Below are 16887 nucleotides of genomic sequence, written 5' to 3'. Positions count from 1 at the left end.
CGGGTGGGTGGGGGAAGAAACCCCCGGCCGGTCAGAACTGGCTGTAGCCGTCGAGGAAGGAGCCGATCCGCTTGATCGCGGACCGCAGTTCGTCCGCAGACGGCAGCGTCACGATGCGGAAGTGATCCGGCTTTGGCCAGTTGAACCCCGTCCCGTGCACGATCATGATCTTCTCGGCCCGCAGCAGATCGAGCACCATCTGCCGGTCGTCCTTGATCTTGTACACCTTCGGGTCGAGCCGCGGGAACGCGTACAGCGCGCCCTTCGGCTTGACGCACGTCACGCCGGGGATCGCCGTCAGCAGCTCGTACGCGACGTCCCGCTGCTCCCGCATCCGGCCGCCCGGCAGCACCAGCTGCTCGATCGACTGCCGCCCGAAGAGTGCCGCCGCCACCGTGTGCTGCGCCGGCATGTTGGCGCACAGCCGCATGTTGGCCAGGATCGTCAGGCCCTCGACGTAGCTCCTCGCGTGCTCCTTCGGCCCGCACACCGCAAGCCACCCGCAGCGGAACCCGGCCACCCGGTAGTTCTTCGACAGGCCGTTGAACGTCAGCGTCAGCAGGTCAGGCGCCACGGCCGCCGTCGACGTGTGCGTGGTGCCGTCGTAGAGGATCCGGTCGTAGATCTCGTCGGAGCACACCACGAGCCGGTGCCGCCTGGCGATCTCCGTCAACCGCTCCAGCATCTCCGTGTCGTATACGGCCCCGGTCGGGTTGTTCGGGTTGATGATCACCAGCGCCTTGGTCCGGTCGGTGATCTTCCGCTCCAGGTCCGCCAAATCCGGCATCCAGTCCGACTGCTCGTCGCACCGGTAGTGCACCGCCGTGCCGCCCGCGAGCGCCACCGACGCCGTCCACAGCGGGTAGTCGGGGGCCGGCACCAGCACCTCGTCGCCGTCGTCGAGCAGCGCCTGCATCGACATCTGGATCAGCTCGGAGACGCCGTTGCCCAGGTAGACGTCCTCGACCGAGAGCTCGATGCCCCTGGTCTGGTAGTGCTGGGTCACCGCGCGCCGCGCGGCCAGCAGGCCCTTCGCGTCGCCGTAGCCGTGCGCGGACGAGACGTTGCGGAGGATGTCCTCCAGGATCTCCGGTGGGCAGTCGAAGCCGAAGGCCGCCGGGTTGCCCGTGTTGAGCTTCAGGATGCGGTGGCCCGCCGCCTCGAGCCGCTGCGCCTCGTCGAGAACCGGGCCCCGGATCTCATAGCAGACGTTGGCGAGCTTGGCCGACTGGATCACCTGCATCATGCTCGCAACCTTACGGCCGTGTAACGCGGCCTGCCCTGTGTTTTCGCCCACGCGGGTGCCTTCGCGCGTGCGACCGCCGATCGCGCTCCGTTGACCCACCGGCTACCCGGTGCTAGGTAGGGTGCGGGGATCCCGGCGGTTGCGAGGGGCCCGCCACACCACTCCAACGACCACGGAGTCGCCATGACCAGACCGCTCGACGCGCTCGCCGACGAGATCATCGACCACCGTTTCAAGGGCCTGCCGCCCGATGCGACGGGGCGCCGGGTCCGCGAGCTGGCCGCCGAGCGGCGCGACCTCTACACGGGCGGCTTCATAACCCCGCTGCTCACCCTCTCCGCCGAGGCCGTCGACCACAACCTGCGCTCCATGCAGCGCTTCGCCTCCCGGCACGGCCTCGACCTCGCCCCGCACGGCAAGACCTCCATGGCCCCCCAGCTCTTCCACCGCCAACTCGACCACGGCGCCTGGGGCATCACCGTCGCCGTCCCCCACCAGGCCCGGGTGGCGCGGGCGTTCGGCGTGCCGCGGGTCTTCCTCGCCAACCAGCTGGTCGACCCGGCCGCGCTCGCCTGGCTCGCCGCGGAACAGGACGACGACCCCGTCTTCCGCTGCGTCTGCTACGTCGACTCCACGCGCGGCGTCACGCTCATGGACGAGGCGCTGCGCGCGGCCGGCGCCGTCCGCCAGGTCGAGGTCGTCGTCGAGTTCGGCGCGCTCGGCGCCCGCGCCGGCGTCCGCGACTTCGCGCAGGCCGCCGAGGTGGCCGACGCCGTCGCCGCCACCGGCACCCTGCGGCTCGTCGGCGTCGCCGGCTACGAGGGCGAGCTGCCGGACGCCGACGCCGGGTCGGTGCGCGAGTGGCTCGGGCTGCTGTGCGCGCTCGCCGTCGAGTTCGACAAGGCGGGCCGGTTCGCCGGGCTGCCCGAGATCATCGTCAGCGCCGGCGGCTCCGCCTGGTTCGACGCCGTCGCCGAGGCGTTCGGCGAACTCCCCGAGCTCTCCCGGCCGGTGTGCCGGTTACTGCGCTCAGGCGCCTACGTCACCCACGACGACGGCCGCTACCGCCACGTCACGCCCTTCAACCGCATGCTGCAGGAGGGCTCGCTGCTGCCCGCCTTCCGGCTCTGGGCTCAGGTCGTCTCCCGCCCAGAACCGGGGCTCGCCCTGCTCAACGCAGGCAAGCGTGACATCGCCTACGACCTGGGGCTGCCCGAGGTGCAGGCGGTGCGCGGCGCCGACGGGCGGGTGCGCGGTGGCGGCGGGCTCGCCGTCAGCCGCCTCGCCGACCAGCACGCGTTCGTCACCGTCGCCGCCGGGTCCGCGGGCCCCGAGGTGGGGGACTGGGTGGCGCTCGGCATGTCCCACCCCTGCACCATCTTCGAGAAGTGGCCGCTGATCCCGCTGGTCGCCGGCGACGGCACGGTCACCGACTACATCCGCACGTTCTTCTGACGCGCGTTCTTCTGACGGCCCGCAGTCGATAAGCTGCCGACAGCTGTCCTGGGGGCCAACCACCAAGGGGGGAGCGGCGATGCCGATTGCCATCGCGGTCACCAGCGCCGACCTCGTGTTGCCGCCCACCGACCCGCACACCCCGGGCGCCCACGTGCTGACCCCGCCGGACCAGCAGGAGTTCGCCGCCGCGCTCGAAGAGGCGGGCCAGCTCGTGCAGCAGCACGGGTACTTCATAGTGGTCTACCCCACCACCACGCCCCGCGCGCAGGTCCAGCGGTTGCACGCCGTGCGGGCCATGCTGGAGACCGACCGGATAGCCCTGCTGCCCAGCGCGCTGCCACCGCTCGGCACCGCCGTGCTCGTCCGCCAGCTGCGCCAGCTCTCCGTCTGCGACTTCGGCCCCGGCGTGCTCGGCGCCTCCGCCCGGCTGCTCGCCCACTACATCTACGCCGGCGCCCTGCTCGCCTCCGGCAGCCGGCTCGACCGGGTGCCCGTCACGCTGCCGGCGGCCGGCGGGCGCCAACCCGGCGGCCAGTGCGCCGTGTTGGCCGGCCCCACCCCGCAACTCGTCCGTGCCGAGGGGAACGTGACCCTGGCCGGGCCCCAGTTCTCCACCGCCCTCACCTACGCCGCCGGCAACCTGGACAGCGCCTGGGTCACCGGCCGGCTGGCCCGCCAGTGGCAGGTCCAGGCCGTGCGCCCGGTGCCGCTGCCTGCCGACTCCAGCGACTGGTGGGCCACCCCGAAGCTGGTCGAGTTCGCCGCCGCCATCCCCGACGCCTCGCTGCTCTACCAGATGGTCAGCTCCATGCGGCAGGAGATCTGCCACTGGTGCGGACTGAGCCTGATCGGCGACCGCTGCGCGTTCTGCTCGGCGCCCGTGACGCACCAGGACCGGGCGCCGCGCGCCATAGCGGCGGCCGGTCGTCGAGCCCTGGCCCCCGGGGGCGGATAACCGCCGCCCCGGGGGAAACCCTTAACGCGAGGCAGCCCGACCGAACCCGTGCCGCAAGACGAGAAGGTAGACACGCTTCATGAACGCTCGCCAGCGACGCGGCATCCTGCTGCTGGTCGTCTCGGTCCTGCTGGCGCTCGGCGCCTTCGCCGGTGTGCTCGCGGTGATCAACGACGTGGAGTCCAGGGTCGGCCCCGAGGTCACCACCTACGAGCTGCGCGAGGACGTCGACCCCTACGAGGAGGTGACCGCCGACCAGTTGCGCGAGGTCTCCATGCCCGAGCGCTACATACCCGACTCGGCGGTCACCGACCTCGACCAGGTCGAGGGCCAGGTCGCGGTCGGCCCGCTGCGCGAAGGCTCCCTGCTCCAGCGCGACATGCTCTCCGACCGGCCGGAACTCGACCCGGGACAGCAGGAGATCGCCGTCATGATCGACGCGTCCACCGGCGTGGCCGGCAAGATCTATCCCGGCGCCACCATCAACATGTACGCCGCCTTCCGGGTCCAGGAGCGGAACGGCGAGAACGAGGAGGACGAGTACGAGATCGTCCGGCTGATGGTCAACAACGCCGAGGTGATCGAGGTCGGCGACCTCACCGAGGTGACGGACGACGACCGCAACACCACGGAGGCGGTGCCCATCACCTTCGCCCTCGACAACGTGGACGCCCAACGGGTCACCTTCGCCGAGGCGTTCGCCGAGCAGGTGCGGCTCGCGCTGGTCGCGCCCGGGGAGGAGCGGGAGATCCCCGACGAGGAGCGCACGTACACCATCATTGGTGACAACGCGGGAGATCCGCACCTCGATCTCGACGCGCTCTTCCCGTAAGGAAGCAGGTGACCCGACCGATGACGACGCGCGTTCTGCCCGTGGTGGGTGACCCGGACACCGCCCGTGCCCTGATCACCCTGCTCAGCCAGCTGCCCGACAGCGAGCCGATGCGCTCCGTGCCCGACTCCAGCACGCTGCTCGACACCCTGGCCGCCCTCACCCACGACTCGGTCGCCGACCTGCCCGAGGTGGTCGTGGTGCACGAACGGGTAGGCCCGCTACCGGCGTTGGAGCTGATCAGGGAGGTCGCGCTGCGCTTCCCCGCGGTCGCCGTGGTGCTCGTCTCGGAGAACCCCAGCGCCGGCCTCTACTCGGCGGCCATGGACGCGGGGGCCCGCGGCCTGGCGGGCCTCCCGCTCTCCTACGACGAGTTGGCCGCCCGGGTCGCCGCCGCGGCGCACTGGGCGGCCGGCGTCCGGCGCCACCTGGGCGCGGGCGAGACCGCGCCCACCGGCCCCGGCGGCCGGGTCGTCACGGTCACCGGCGCCAAGGGCGGCGTCGGCGCCACCCTGCTCGCCACCCAACTGGCGCTCGCCGCGCAGAGCTCGGGCACCTACCAGCGCGGGGTGATCCTCGTCGACCTCGACCTGCTCTGCGGGGACGTCGGCTCCTACTTCGACGTGCAGTTCCGCCGCTCGGTCGCCGACCTGGCCGGCATCGCCGACATCACGCCGCAGGTGCTCGGCGAGGCCGTGTTCGCCCACGAGACCGGCCTGTCCCTGCTGATCGCCCCCGCCGAGGGTGAGCGCGGCGAGGACGTCACCGAGGCCACCGCCCGCCACCTGCTGTCCGCCGTCCGCTCCCGGCACGACATCGTCGTCGTCGACTGCGGCTCCCACCTGAACGCGGCCAACGCGGCGGCCATCGAGATGTCCGACGCCGCGCTGCTGGTCACCACGCCCGACGTGATCTCGGTCCGCGCCGTCAACCGGATGGTGCGGATGTGGGACCGGCTGCGGATCCGCAAGGCGCAGGACACGCTGACCGTGGTCAACCGGATGGGCCGGGCCAGCGCGATCCAGCCGCAGCTGGTCGCCAGGATCACCGGCACCCAGGTGGCGCGCGCCGTGATCCCGGCCGGCTTCCGCGAGCTGCAGGAGGCGCAGGACGCCGGCCGCATCCAGGACCTGGACGCGCGCGGCCAGGTGCGCCGCGCCATGTGGGCGCTGGCGGCGGAGATCGGCCTGACCCCGGCCGACGCCGCCCCGACCGGCGGCCGCCGCAGGGGCAGGCGGCCGTGAACGCCGCCGCCGACGCGCCGGCGGACCGCGACCGGGGCGCGGTCCTCGTCGAGTTCGCCGGCCTGTTCCCGCTGATCCTGGTGATGCTGGCGGTCATCTGGCAGTGCGTGGTGATCGGCTACACCTTCTCGCTGGCCGGCAACGCGGCCGACGAGGGCGCCCGCGCGGCCGCCGCGGGCGGCGACTGCGCCGAGGCGGCCCGCGAGCACATATCAGACGCCTGGGACGCCTCCGTCTCCTGCCCGCTCGAAGGCGACGTCCGCCAGGCCGTCGTCGAGCTCCGCGTGCCCGTCCTCTTCCCCGGCGCGTTCAGCCTGCCGATCACCGTCACCGGCCGCGCCGGCGCGATAGAGGAGGGCTGACCCATCGCCGCGCTTCGCTTCGGTCAGGGCGCCACAGGCTCCGCCACGGCGCCGCTCGCCCGCGTGGGCGCCGCGCGCCTCGGTGCCGGTTCGGTGTGCCCGCCGCCGGCGGAGCCGGTCACGGCGGCCCCCGCCGGCGCGCCCCCGGCCGCCGTCCGGTTGCCGGATCCGCCGGCGACCGCGCCACCTCGGCCTCCCGGCAGCGCGGCGACCACGGCGCCAGAGCCGGCGCCCGGCGCGGGACGCGTCCCGCGGGCCGCCCACCGGCCGGCACCACTGGCCGGCCGGCCCTCGGCCGGCCCGGGGCCAGTCCTCGCCGTCGTGCCGACCAGGCCGGCGCGTCGGTCGGTGGCCGGGGCCGGAGATGTCCTGTCGGCTGCCCAAGGAGGGCGCTCGGCCTCGTCGGCGCCGGGCGGGGCGCCCGCGCCGGTGGCGTTGGCGGGGTCGGGTCCCGGTCCTGCGTTGGCGGTCGGCACGGAGCCCGCTCTCGCCGCCGCGCCGCCGCTGCCGGCATCGGCCGCCGGCGCCACGGGCTCACCGGTGGCTGCGGGCGGCCGGTCGACCGTGCTCCCGGTGCCGTCGCCGGCCGAGGGGTCGGTGGCCTCCGCGCCGGCCGGCCCGGTGACCGCGGTTGGCGACCTGCCAGCGGCCGGCCAGCGGCCAGCACCTGCCACCGTGCCGGCGCGAGCCGCCGGCTCGCTCGCCGCGCCGACCAGGCCGGTCGGCCGCAGGCCGACGCGGCCGGCGGCCGGGGCCGGTCGGCTCGCCGGCCTGGGCCGTGGCGTCCCGCCGGCCGCCCGCCGAGGGCGCTCGGTCGGGGGGAGGGACAGGGGCGTCACGGCCGTGGAGTTCGCCGGGTGGGTGCCGCTGCTGATCATCGTCGCGCTGGCCGCCGTGCAGCTCGGCGTCGCCGGGTACGCCGCCCTGCAGGCGGGGTCGGCGGCGCGGGCGGCCGCGCGGACGGCCGCGCAGGAGGAGATCGCCGACCGCGCCGAGAGCAACGGACGGGCCGCGATGAGCGGGTTCCTCGCCGAGGGGACCGAGTTCCAGATCTCGCCCTGCGGCGACGAGGCCACCGTCACGGCCAGCGTCACCGTCCCCTCCGTCATGCCGTTCGTCCCCGACTTCGGCTCCGCCAGCCGAACCGTGACCATGCCCTGCGACTGAGAGCGAGCACGTGCGATGGGCCTGAAATCCCGCATCACCGCGGCCGAGGAACCGGCCGCCGCCGGCCCCGGTGACGGGCGCCTCGTCGCGACGTACCGGGCCAAGCTGCTCGAGGAGATCGACCTCGCCGAAATGTCGTCCCTCACCATGGCCGAGCGCCGCGACCGCCTCGAACGCGTCCTCGGCCACATCCTCAGCCGCGAGGGCCCCGTGCTCTCCACCCAGCAGCGCACCCTCCTCATCCGCCGCGTCGTGGACGAGGCCCTCGGCCTCGGCATCCTCGAACCGCTCCTCGAGGACGCCTCCATCACCGAGATCATGGTCAACGGCCCCGACCACATCTACGTCGAGCGCTCCGGCCGCGTCGAGCGGCTGCCGCTCCGCTTCGCCTCCGACGAGCAGCTGATGCAGACCATCGAACGCATCGTCTCCACCGTCAACCGCCGCGTGGACGAGTCCAACCCGATGGTCGACGCCCGCCTCCCCACCGGCGAGCGCGTCAACGTCATCATCCCGCCGCTCTCCCTCTCCGGCGCGACCCTCACCATCCGCCGCTTCCCCCGCGCCTTCACCCTCCCCGAGCTCATCGGCTTCGGCACCCTCGACGAGCACCTGGTGCTGCTGCTCTCGGGCCTGGTCCGCGCCAAGTTCAACGTGATCGTCTCCGGCGGCACGGGGTCAGGGAAGACCACCCTGCTCAACGCGCTCAGCGGCCTCATCCCGGAGGGCGAACGCATCGTCACCGTGGAGGACGCCGCCGAGCTCCAGCTCCAGCAGAACCACGTGATCCGCCTGGAGTCCAGGCCGCCCAACATCGAGGGCAAGGGTGAGGTCACCATCCGCGACCTCGTCCGCAACTCCCTCCGCATGCGCCCCGACCGCATCATCGTCGGCGAGGTCCGCGGCGGCGAGACCCTCGACATGCTCCAGGCCATGTCGACGGGACACGACGGCTCGCTCGCCACCGTGCACGCCAACAACGCCGAGGACGCCCTGATGCGGCTGCAGACCCTGGCGTCGATGTCCGAGCTCCAGGTGCCGTTCGAGGCACTGCGCGACCAGATCAACAGCGCCGTCGACGTCCTCGTCCAACTGGTGCGGCACCCCGACGGGTCCCGCCGGATCGCCGAGGTCGCGTTCCTCGCCTCGCACGGCCGTGAGCCCTTCCGGATCGCCACCGTCGCCTCGTTCCACGCCGAGCCCATGACACCGGAGGGCAGGGTGCACGGCAGGTTCCGGCACCACCCCGTGCCGCGGGCCGTCGCCGACCGCCTCTACCTGGCCGGCGAGCAGATCCCGCAGGCCTTCGGCGTCCACCTCGACGACACCCACCTCGCCACCCGGGAGGCGTACTGATGGAGAGCGGCCTCTCCACCCTGGTCGTGGGCCTCGCCCTGCTGGCGCTGGTGTGCGCCGTCGCCGGGCTCCACGCCTACGTCTCGGGCCGCGCCCAGGCCCGCGCCCTGATCGACCGGCTCGCGGCGCCGCAGCCGGGCACCCGCGAGGCCGGCGCCGGCCAGCCGGCCGCCCCGCCCCCCGGCCGCCGGCGCCGCTTCGACGCCCTCGACCGGCGGCTGCGCGACACCGGCGTTGGCCGCCGGCTGCGGCTGAAACTGCGGGCCACCGGTCTCGACCTCACCGTCGGCGAGTACGCCGCCTACGTGCTGGCCGCCGTCGCCGCGCTGTGGCTGATCGGCTCCGCCGTGCTCGCGCCGTTCTTCGGCCCGCTGTGCGGCGCCGTCGCGCTCTGGGCCGGCAACGCGTTCCTCAACTGGCAGCGCGCCCGCCGCACCGAGCGCTTCATCGGCCAACTCCCCGAGCTCGCGCGGCTGATCGCCAACGGCACCGCCGCCGGCCTGGCGATGCGCACCGCGCTCTCCATGGCCGCCGAGGAGATGGAGGACCCGGCCGGCGCCGAACTCGCGACCGTCGCGAACCAGTTGGCCGTCGGCCGGTCGATGGAGGAGGCGCTGTCGGACCTCGGCGACCGGCTGCCGTCCCGCGAGCTCAACGTGCTGGTCACCACCCTGATCCTGGCGAACCGCGCGGGCGGCACCATCGTCGCCTCGCTGCGCAACCTCACCGAGACCCTGGAGGAGCGCAAGGAGACCAGGCGCGAGGTGCGCACCATGCTCGCCGAGATCAACGCCACCGCCGTCACCGTGCCGGCCCTCGGCCTCGGCGCGCTGTTGATGATCAACGCCATGTCGCCGGGCGCGCTCGGCCGGGTCACCGGCAGCGTCGCCGGCCAGATCGCGATGGTCGTCGCGTTCGGCCTCTACATCGTCGGCTTCGTCGTCGTCCGCCGCTTCGGTCGGATCGACGTCTAGGAGGTACCAACCCCGTGGTAGGACTGCTCCTCGGGCTCGCGATGGGCGCCGCCGTCCTCGGCATCATCACGGCCGTCCGCATGTTGCGCTCCGGCGCCCGGCTGCCGGCCGACCTGGAGCTGGCGCTGGAGATCGGCTCCACCCGGGTCTCCGCGAGCGGCTCGCTCGTCGACCGGCTCGGCATCCGCCTCGCGCCCCTCGTGCTGCGGCTGATGGGCGGCAAGGCGGTGGACCGCAAGCGTCGGCGCATCGACCAGGCCGGCCACCCGGGCGGCCTGACCATCGACAGGTACGCCGCCAGGCGCGCCGTCTACGGCGTCTTCGGCCTCCTCACCACCCTGCTCTTCTTCGCCGCCGGCTGGCCGGTGTTCGGGCTGCTGTCCGCCGCCTTCGGCCTGTTCGCCGCCGACGCCACCATCTGGCAGGGCATCCGCGAGCGCCGCGACGTCATCGACCGCACCCTCCCCGACTTCCTCGACGTGCTCGCCGTCGTCGTCTCCGCCGGCCTCGGCTTCCGCCAGGCCCTCGACCGGGTCTCGGCCCGCTACGAGGGACCCTGGGCCGACGAGATCCGCATCACACTGCGCCAGATGGACGTGGGCGTCTCCCGCCGCCAGGCGTTCGAGGAACTGCGCCGGCGCAACGACTCGGAGCCGGTCAACCAGTTCGTCTCCGCGCTCCAACAGGGCGAGGAACTCGGCTCGCCGATCGCCGAGACGCTGATCCAGATCGCCAAGGACATGCGCCGCACGGACGCCCAGAACGCCCGCCGTCGCGCCGCCCGCGCCATCCCGATGGCGACGATGGCGACCCTGGTGTTCATGGTCCCCGCCACGATGATCATCATCGTGACCGGCATGATCCTTGGCTCCGGCACCGACTTCGGCGCCATACTGGACAACCGCTGACGGCGGTGGACCGGTCCCGTGTCGCGGTCCTGTTACGAACCCGTTGGACCACGGGGACGCGATCACCACTAACCTGAAACCGAAGGGGGTGTCACTCATGGCCGAAGGTGACCTCGACGTCACATACCAGGACATGCACGACGCGGGGGACCGCCTGGTGGACGAGAAGGACGCGCTGCTGGAGAAGTTCCAGCAGTTGCGCACCTATATCTCCGACCTCGTCACGGACGGTTACGTGTCCCGCTCGGCCACGGCGTTCGACCAGAAGTACGACGAGTTCACCAACGGTGCCCGGCAGACCATGGAGGCGCTGCAGGGGCTCGGCGACTTCCTGCACGGCGCGGCCGACGGCTTCTCCGATCTCGACCAGCAGCTAGAGGAAGGTCTCCGCGGCTAGCCGGCCGGGAGCGAAGGAGCGAGGACCATGGCCGACAAGTGGGCCGACGCGGTCACCATCGAGCGTCAGGGCTTCCGGATTTCCGTGCCGGACTCCTGGTGGGAGTTCGACCTGCGCCCCGAGACGCGCGACAACAGCATCCGGCGCATGGTGGACGAGCGGGTGCGCGCCGTCCCCGAGATGGCCGAGCACCGCGAGGTGATCACCTCGTTCCTGCGGCGGCAGGCCCGCCAGGCCTGGGACTCGGGCGCGCAGTACTGCGGCTGCATGGCCCAGAGCTTCGGCGGCGGCCCGCCGATCACCGCGTCGGTGACGGTCTCCCTGGTGGGGGCGCGCACCTCGTCCGGCGAGGTGCTGCCGACGGACCCGGCGGCCATCGTTGGCCAGCTCGGCACCCGGCAGGCCCGCCGCGAGGGCGACGCGTGGCGCGAGGTGACCACTGTCGACATCCCGGAGGTCGGCACCGCGGCCCGCACCCGCGGCATCGAGGACATCCCGGTCCCCGGTGACTCGCGCACCGTCCGGGCCGTCCTGATGCAGACCTTCATCCCGGTCCCCGGCGACGAGCGGGCGGTGGCCCTGGTGGCGGGCAGCAGTCAGGTCCTCGACCTGGCCGACTCGTTCTTCGACGTCTTCGACGCCATCACCTCCACCTTCCGTTTCGTCGGCACCCCGGAAACCAGCGAGTAGGGGGGAACACACCATGGCGGACAGCGGCGAGCGGATGGCCATTCCGCTGAGCGAACTCAGCGAATTCGGCCCGCAGTTGCGCAGCGTCAAGGACTACATGAACCGCACGGGCGACACGTTCGACCAGTACAACGACTCGTTCGGCGACGAACGGATCGTGAGCGCCCTCGACGACTTCGTCAGCGGCTGGAAGGACGGCCGTGGCGACATCAGCGCACAACTCGAGGGCCTGGCCGAGATGGCCGACACGGTGATCCAGACCGTCGGCGACTTCGAGAACGACCTGGAGAGCTCACTGAGCGAGAGCGGCGGCGACGGCGGCGGGGGCCAGCAGCCGGTCTGAGTTTCACCACTCGACGCGACGGGCACATTGCTCGGCACGACGCCGGGTGACGCCGTTCGTTCACCAGGTCTCCCTGCCCAAGTCGCGCTCGGTGTGGCACAGTCAGTGCCGACATGTGTACGGGTTCGCCCGCTGGGAGGGGGTCGGGCATGGTGCGGCGCACCGTCAAGAGCACGCCACCTGGGCAGAGTTGCCCCCCGCCCCCGATACCCGGCACCGCCGCTCCGCAGTACCGTGTGGACCGGAGGGGCAGGAGCCCGAGGAACCCGGCTGCGCCGACACCAGCCGGAAGAGAGGGACGCCATGAGCAGGCTGCTGCAGTGGGGACGCACGATCGCGGAACGGTCACGAGGCCGCTACTCCGACCGAGGCGCGGGCTTCGTGGAGTACGCGGGACTGCTGCTGCTCATCGCCGGAATCGTCGTCGTGGTTTTGGGCCTCGACCTCGATCGGCAGATCGGGAACTTCATCCAGACGCAGGTCAACGCGGTGTTCGGGAGCTGAACTTCCGTTCGGCCGGCGGTGACCGTGGAGCGGTCTTCCCGCTCTATGTCGCGCTGATCACCGGACTGTTGACGATCGCGCTGGTCTTCTTTGTCTTCGCCCAGGCCGCCGTGCTCCGCAGTGGGGGCCAGTCGGGTGCCGACGCGGCGGCTCTGGCGGCGACGACGGAGGCGCGCGACCAGCTCTACGAGCGGTTCCTCGACGCCATTGAGGACGAGGGCGAGGACGAGGACGCGCTCGACGAGATCCTGTCGGGCATGGACTTCGAGACGGGATCTGCCTGTGGGGCGGCCGACCGACTCGCGACCAGAAACGACGCCACGGTCGGCTCCTGCGACCCGCACGAGACCGGCTACCTGGTCACCGTGACCACCACGGACACACTGGGCGACACGGTGATTCCCGGCACCGACGGTAGCAGGGCGACAGCCAGGGGACGGGCCGTCATCGAGGGCCTGTGCCGGACGACCACGAAGGAGGCCGATCGCATCGAACTCGACTGCGAGGAGCGTCGCTGGGAGTTCGACCCGGGGAACGAGGACGAACTGCCGGAAGCACGCGACCTTTACCGGGTCTATCTAGAAGACTGACGACCGACACGCTGACGCATGAAGGACCGGCGCCCAATGGATCTCCGTGATAACAAGTCCCGTCTGATTCTGATCGTGGTGGCGCTCGGCGCCGCGTTGGTGATCGCCGTGGCCAGCTGTGGCGGTGGAGGTGGCGGTGACGAGGAGGGCGCCGCCTCCGGCGACGAGACCACGGAGACCACGCCGGGCGACGACGGCGAGTCCGGCCAGGACGAGGAGGGCGAGGCGGAGGAGGTGCAGCCGTTGGCGGAGGTGACCGGCCAGCACAGCGAGACGTTGACGGTCACCAGGGCCGAGCGAGAGACCGGAGGCTTCCTGACCATCGAGGGCACCCTGACCAACGGCGGCAGCGAGACCCTCTTCGACCTCTTCTGGGCCGGTTCCGAGAACGAGTTGGTGGAAAATGGCTTCTCCATGGCCGGTGCCACCGTGGTCGCTCATGAGGAGGGCAAGCGATACCTCATCCTCCGGGACACCACCGGCAGGTGCCTGTGCACCGGCTTCGGCGACGGCATCGAGCCCGGCGCGACCGTTCCCTGGTACGCGCAGTTCCCGGCACCCGACCAGGGCACGACCCAGGTCGACTTCCAGGTCGCCGACCTGCCCCCGGCCACCATCGAGATCCGTTGAGCGGAGCTGGCAGATGACGAACCGAGCACACCACTCAGGCCGCGTGGCCGTGGTCACGCTGACCGGCGCCGCCGTCCTGGCCTTTGGAACGCCCGCGGTGGCCGACGAGGGTGACGGGGTCGAGCAGCCCCCGGGGTACGAGGCGCCGGCCACCCCCGAGGTCGACCCGGAGGCCGCGGGACTGATGTTGGCCGATGGCGCGACCCTCGCCGAACCTCGTGTCCTGGACGTCAAGTTCATCACCGAGGACCTCGGCACGGGAGAGAGCGAGACCGAGACCCCCGAGGAGACGCCGGACGCCAGCCCGGATCCGGAGGAGACCCCGGAGGACACCGGTGGCGGTCAGGAGCCCAACGGCGGTGGGGGCGGCCAGCGCGAGGAACAGACCGGTGGCACGCACAAGTTCACGCTGCAGACGGACGTCCTCTTCGCCGAGAACAGCGCCGACATCTCCTCCGCGGCGGAGGAGGCGCTGCTCGAGGTGGCCGCTGCCATCGAGGAGTACCAGCCGGCCCGGGTCAACATCTTCGGCTTCACCGACGACCAGGGTGACTACGACTACGGCCTGGCGCTCTCCGAGGACCGCGCCCGCAACACCCAACAGGTTTTGCTCGGCCTGATCGAGGATCCGTCCGGCATAGAGTTCAACGTCCGCGGCTACAGCGAGGACTACCCGCTGTACGACAACGCCACCGAGGACGGTCGTCAGCGCAACCGGCGGGTCGAGATCTCCTGGCCCACCGCGGAATGACACGTCTGGGCTCGGCCCACCGTCACGAGTCGGCGGGCCGCCACTGGGTAGCGGTGGTGAGGTAGCTGCGCAGATCCCGGTTGTCGGGATCGGGCTCGACGGAGTCGATCCACAGCAGCACCAGCGTGCCGTCCGGGTGGTCCAGGCAGATCCCGGTGTTCTCGCGAAGGCTCGTGTCGTTCACGATGTCCTCCGGAGGCACGGGGTTCGGCAGCGTGGAGGCATGGGCGGCCTCGTAACAGCCCTCCGCGTCGATTTCGGGATCGTCGGTCGTGCCCACGAAGAGTGTTGGATCGAACCAGATGCCGTCCTCGGACACCTCGTCCGAGTCGCAGAACATGTACCGGACGCCCGCTTCGCTCTCCAGGTGGTCGAAGCTGCCGTAACTGAGTCCGGTCTCGGCCGTCAGGTTGGAGAGGTCGACCAAGGTGAGGCTGGCGCCGTAGCACTCGCCCAGGGCCAGGTTGGTGTCGTCGGTGTAGACCGGCGCCTGGATCGGCAGCGACACCTCACTCCTCACCACCTCGTACGCCCCGTCACGCACCGGCTCCTCCGCCGTGCCCCCCGTCTCCGCGGCCGTCTCCTCCGGGGCCGTTTCCTCCGATGTCGTATCCCCCGAACCCACCTCACCCGACGTCCCCGACTCCGCTCCGTCGTCCGACGTGTCGCCGCCCAGCAGGCCCGCGCCCAGTACCGCGCCGAGGGTCGTGGCCGCGACCGCCGTGGCGGTCAGCAGCAGTGCGAGGCGCCGCCGGGGCGGTGCGATCGCGGACGCCGCCGTGGGCGGCGCGGCCGGCGCGGCCGCCGGCATCGTCGGCGTCGGCAGGCCCGCCGCCCGCAGGCCCGTGACCCGCGCCGTCGGGGCCGCCGGCAGCCAGCTGCCCTGTCGCCGCAGCGTCTGTCCAGGCGACAGCAGCCGGCAGGACTCGATGACCTGCGCCGGGGACGGCCGCGCGGCCGGGTCCTTGGCCAGGCAGGCGCCGATCAGGCCGCGCAGTGCCTCCGGCGCGCCGGCCAGCTCAGGGGGTTCCTGCACGATGCGGTACATCAGGCCGTGCGCGGAACCCTCCCCGAACGGATGGCCGCCGGTGGCCGCGTAGTGGATGACGACGCCCAGCGCGAAGACGTCCGTCGCCGCCGAGATCGCCGGGGTGCCCATGATCTGTTCCGGGGCCATGAACGCGGGCGTCCCCACCCGCACGTCCGTGCCGGTCAGCGCCGTGCCGTCGGCCGCCTGCGCGATGCCGAAGTCGATCACCTTGGGTCCTTCGGCGGACAGCAGCACGTTCCCCGGCTTCAGGTCCCGGTGCACGATCCCCGCCCCGTGGATCGACTGCAGCGCCTCCGCCACCCCGGCCGCGAGCAGCAGCACCGTCTCCACCGGCAGCGGCCCGTGGTGCCTGACCACGTCGCCGAGCGGCAGCCCCGGCACGTAGGCCGTGGCCAGCCACGGCGCAGGACCCTCTGTGTCGCAGTCGAGCACCGGCACGGTGTAGACGCCCTGCACCCGGCGGGCCGCCGCCACCTCGCGGGCGAAGCGCCCGCGGAAGTCGGGGTCGTCGGCGAACTCGGCCCGCACCACCTTCAGCGCGACCGGCTGCCCGCCCGGTGTGTACGACAGGTAGACGCTGCCCATGCCGCCCGAGCCGAGCCTGGCGTGGATCCGGTAGCCGCCCACCTGCCGCGGATCGGTCTCGCCGAGCTCACGGAACCTGGGGGAGTCCTGACCCGACCGCCCCGTCTCTGCTGTCACGCAATGCCCCCGGTTCGACCGCCAGTTCGCGTACCGTGCGTCGCATCCTAGTGGGGAGCGAGGGCACGGCAGTGGGTGAGCGGACCGACTTCAGTTACCCGCACGTCGGCGTCACCGCCGGCCACTCCCCGTCGCCGCCCCCCGGCTTCCGGCTGCTGCGCGAGCGGATCCGCCTCGGCCGGGGCCCCGCCCTCGCCGCCGCGGCCGGCGAGGCCGTGCTGTGCTGGCGGATGCACCGCGCGGCCGGGGTGGCGCTGACGGCCGGGGCCGAGGTCGCCGAGCCCGGGGCGCGGGTCACGGTCGCGATCGGCCTCGGGCCGCTGCGTGTCGGCGGCGACTGCCGCGTCGTGTGGACGGTGCGGGAGCGAGACCGGGTCGGCTTCGCCTACGGCACCCTGCCCGGTCACCCGGAGTGCGGCGAGGAGTCGTTCGTGGTGACGCGGGAGCCCGATGACGCGGTCTGGCTGACCGTGACGGCCGTCAGCCGACCCGCCGTCTGGTACACGAGGCTGGCCGGTCCGCTCGGCAGGACCGCGCAGCGGGCGCAGGCCAGACGCTATGGACGGGCCCTGCGCCGCCTGGTCAGAGGCCCAGGACCAGGGGGGTCACAGCCGAAGTGACCGTGCTGTATGGTTCCCCGTGTCGGCACCCCAGCCGGCGCCTTGTACTGCCAGCGTCGCCACTCCCACCCCGGCGACGGCTGGCCGGGCGGACCGTGAGCCACCCC

Annotated in this window: 19 protein-coding genes; 17 read left to right on the top strand and 2 right to left on the bottom strand. The window is 72.4% G+C overall.

Translation table 11 applies throughout. The features are described from left to right. Positions 1–31: 31 nt before the first annotated feature. A complete protein-coding gene (locus tag E1265_RS19020) occupies positions 32–1243 on the bottom strand; it encodes a pyridoxal phosphate-dependent aminotransferase (protein WP_132931544.1) in 1212 nt (403 codons plus the stop codon). 186 nt (positions 1244–1429) lie between these two features. On the opposite strand from E1265_RS19020, the gene E1265_RS19015 reads away from it, so the two are divergent. From E1265_RS19015 to E1265_RS18940, 16 genes are all read left to right on the top strand, one after another. Next, a complete protein-coding gene (locus E1265_RS19015; protein ID WP_132931536.1) occupies positions 1430–2701 on the top strand; it encodes an alanine racemase in 1272 nt (423 codons plus the stop codon). 79 nt (positions 2702–2780) lie between these two features. Next, positions 2781–3659 (top strand): hypothetical protein, encoded by an 879-nt coding sequence (locus E1265_RS19010; RefSeq protein WP_243740936.1) that lies wholly within the window; start codon positions 2781–2783, stop codon positions 3657–3659. 79 nt (positions 3660–3738) lie between these two features. Next, a complete protein-coding gene (gene cpaB, locus E1265_RS19005) occupies positions 3739–4491 on the top strand; it encodes a Flp pilus assembly protein CpaB (protein WP_132931534.1) in 753 nt (250 codons plus the stop codon). 20 nt (positions 4492–4511) lie between these two features. Next, entirely contained in the window at positions 4512–5735 is a 1224-nt protein-coding gene (locus tag E1265_RS19000) for a P-loop NTPase (RefSeq protein WP_132931532.1), read from the top strand. Then, positions 5732–6097 carry a TadE/TadG family type IV pilus assembly protein gene (locus tag E1265_RS18995; protein WP_165953797.1) on the top strand — a complete coding sequence of 122 codons (366 nt, stop codon included), beginning with the start codon at positions 5732–5734 and terminating at the stop codon, positions 6095–6097. Before E1265_RS19000 ends, E1265_RS18995 begins: the two co-directional genes overlap by 4 nt. 462 nt (positions 6098–6559) lie before the next feature. Further along, on the top strand, positions 6560–7264 hold the full coding sequence (locus E1265_RS39310) for a TadE family protein (protein ID WP_243740935.1): 705 nt from the start codon (positions 6560–6562) through the stop codon (positions 7262–7264). Between the two features lie 15 nt (positions 7265–7279). Beyond that, positions 7280–8620 (top strand): CpaF family protein, encoded by a 1341-nt coding sequence (locus tag E1265_RS18985; protein WP_132931528.1) that lies wholly within the window; start codon positions 7280–7282, stop codon positions 8618–8620. Next, positions 8620–9594, top strand: coding sequence for a type II secretion system F family protein (locus E1265_RS18980; protein ID WP_132931527.1), 975 nt, complete (start codon positions 8620–8622; stop codon positions 9592–9594). The genes E1265_RS18985 and E1265_RS18980 overlap by 1 nt, the downstream gene beginning before the upstream one ends. A gap of 14 nt (positions 9595–9608) precedes the next feature. Continuing rightward, positions 9609–10502, top strand: a complete 894-nt coding sequence (locus tag E1265_RS18975) for a DUF5936 domain-containing protein (protein WP_279571446.1) — start codon at positions 9609–9611, stop codon at positions 10500–10502. Between the two features lie 97 nt (positions 10503–10599). Further along, the gene (locus E1265_RS18970) at positions 10600–10899 is read left to right on the top strand and encodes a WXG100 family type VII secretion target (RefSeq protein WP_132931526.1); all 300 of its coding nucleotides are present in this window, start codon (positions 10600–10602) and stop codon (positions 10897–10899) included. 27 nt (positions 10900–10926) lie between these two features. Then, a complete protein-coding gene (locus tag E1265_RS18965) occupies positions 10927–11589 on the top strand; it encodes a hypothetical protein (RefSeq protein ID WP_132931524.1) in 663 nt (220 codons plus the stop codon). Between the two features lie 13 nt (positions 11590–11602). Next, on the top strand, positions 11603–11932 hold the full coding sequence (locus tag E1265_RS18960) for a hypothetical protein (RefSeq protein ID WP_132931522.1): 330 nt from the start codon (positions 11603–11605) through the stop codon (positions 11930–11932). 303 nt (positions 11933–12235) lie between these two features. Next, a complete protein-coding gene (locus E1265_RS18955; protein WP_132931520.1) occupies positions 12236–12436 on the top strand; it encodes a hypothetical protein in 201 nt (66 codons plus the stop codon). A gap of 68 nt (positions 12437–12504) precedes the next feature. Further along, positions 12505–13026, top strand: a complete 522-nt coding sequence (locus tag E1265_RS18950) for a hypothetical protein (RefSeq protein WP_132931518.1) — start codon at positions 12505–12507, stop codon at positions 13024–13026. Between the two features lie 36 nt (positions 13027–13062). Continuing rightward, positions 13063–13656 carry a hypothetical protein gene (locus E1265_RS18945; RefSeq protein WP_243740934.1) on the top strand — a complete coding sequence of 198 codons (594 nt, stop codon included), beginning with the start codon at positions 13063–13065 and terminating at the stop codon, positions 13654–13656. 13 nt (positions 13657–13669) lie between these two features. Then, complete coding sequence (locus tag E1265_RS18940) at positions 13670–14407, top strand: OmpA family protein (protein WP_132931514.1); 738 nt, start codon at positions 13670–13672, stop codon at positions 14405–14407. A gap of 22 nt (positions 14408–14429) precedes the next feature. On the opposite strand, the gene E1265_RS39305 is transcribed toward E1265_RS18940, so the two are convergent. Further along, on the bottom strand, positions 14430–16085 hold the full coding sequence (locus E1265_RS39305) for a serine/threonine-protein kinase (protein WP_243740937.1): 1656 nt from the start codon (positions 16083–16085) through the stop codon (positions 14430–14432). A gap of 146 nt (positions 16086–16231) precedes the next feature. On the opposite strand from E1265_RS39305, the gene E1265_RS18930 reads away from it, so the two are divergent. Further along, entirely contained in the window at positions 16232–16780 is a 549-nt protein-coding gene (locus E1265_RS18930; protein ID WP_132931512.1) for a DUF1990 domain-containing protein, read from the top strand. The last annotated feature ends 107 nt before the right edge of the window (positions 16781–16887 follow it).

The sequence above is a fragment of the Streptomyces sp. 8K308 genome, from assembly GCF_004348315.1.
Classification (GTDB): Bacteria; Actinomycetota; Actinomycetes; order Streptomycetales; family Streptomycetaceae; genus Streptomyces.
This window is presented reverse-complemented; position numbering and strand designations above follow the sequence as displayed.

Bases quoted from the DNA above. Each gene is read 5' to 3' on its own strand.
- E1265_RS19020 (WP_132931544.1), bottom strand. From the start codon at position 1,243: ATGCAGGTGATCCAGTCGGCCAAGCTCGCCAACGTCTGCTATGAGATC.
- E1265_RS19015 (WP_132931536.1), top strand. From the start codon at position 1,430: ATGACCAGACCGCTCGACGCGCTCGCCGACGAGATCATCGACCACCGT.
- E1265_RS19010 (WP_243740936.1), top strand. From the start codon at position 2,781: ATGCCGATTGCCATCGCGGTCACCAGCGCCGACCTCGTGTTGCCGCCC.
- cpaB (WP_132931534.1), top strand. From the start codon at position 3,739: ATGAACGCTCGCCAGCGACGCGGCATCCTGCTGCTGGTCGTCTCGGTC.
- E1265_RS19000 (WP_132931532.1), top strand. From the start codon at position 4,512: ATGACGACGCGCGTTCTGCCCGTGGTGGGTGACCCGGACACCGCCCGT.
- E1265_RS18985 (WP_132931528.1), top strand. From the start codon at position 7,280: ATGGGCCTGAAATCCCGCATCACCGCGGCCGAGGAACCGGCCGCCGCC.
- E1265_RS18980 (WP_132931527.1), top strand. From the start codon at position 8,620: ATGGAGAGCGGCCTCTCCACCCTGGTCGTGGGCCTCGCCCTGCTGGCG.
- E1265_RS18970 (WP_132931526.1), top strand. From the start codon at position 10,600: ATGGCCGAAGGTGACCTCGACGTCACATACCAGGACATGCACGACGCG.
- E1265_RS18965 (WP_132931524.1), top strand. From the start codon at position 10,927: ATGGCCGACAAGTGGGCCGACGCGGTCACCATCGAGCGTCAGGGCTTC.
- E1265_RS18960 (WP_132931522.1), top strand. From the start codon at position 11,603: ATGGCGGACAGCGGCGAGCGGATGGCCATTCCGCTGAGCGAACTCAGC.
- E1265_RS18955 (WP_132931520.1), top strand. From the start codon at position 12,236: ATGAGCAGGCTGCTGCAGTGGGGACGCACGATCGCGGAACGGTCACGA.
- E1265_RS18945 (WP_243740934.1), top strand. From the start codon at position 13,063: ATGGATCTCCGTGATAACAAGTCCCGTCTGATTCTGATCGTGGTGGCG.
- E1265_RS18940 (WP_132931514.1), top strand. From the start codon at position 13,670: ATGACGAACCGAGCACACCACTCAGGCCGCGTGGCCGTGGTCACGCTG.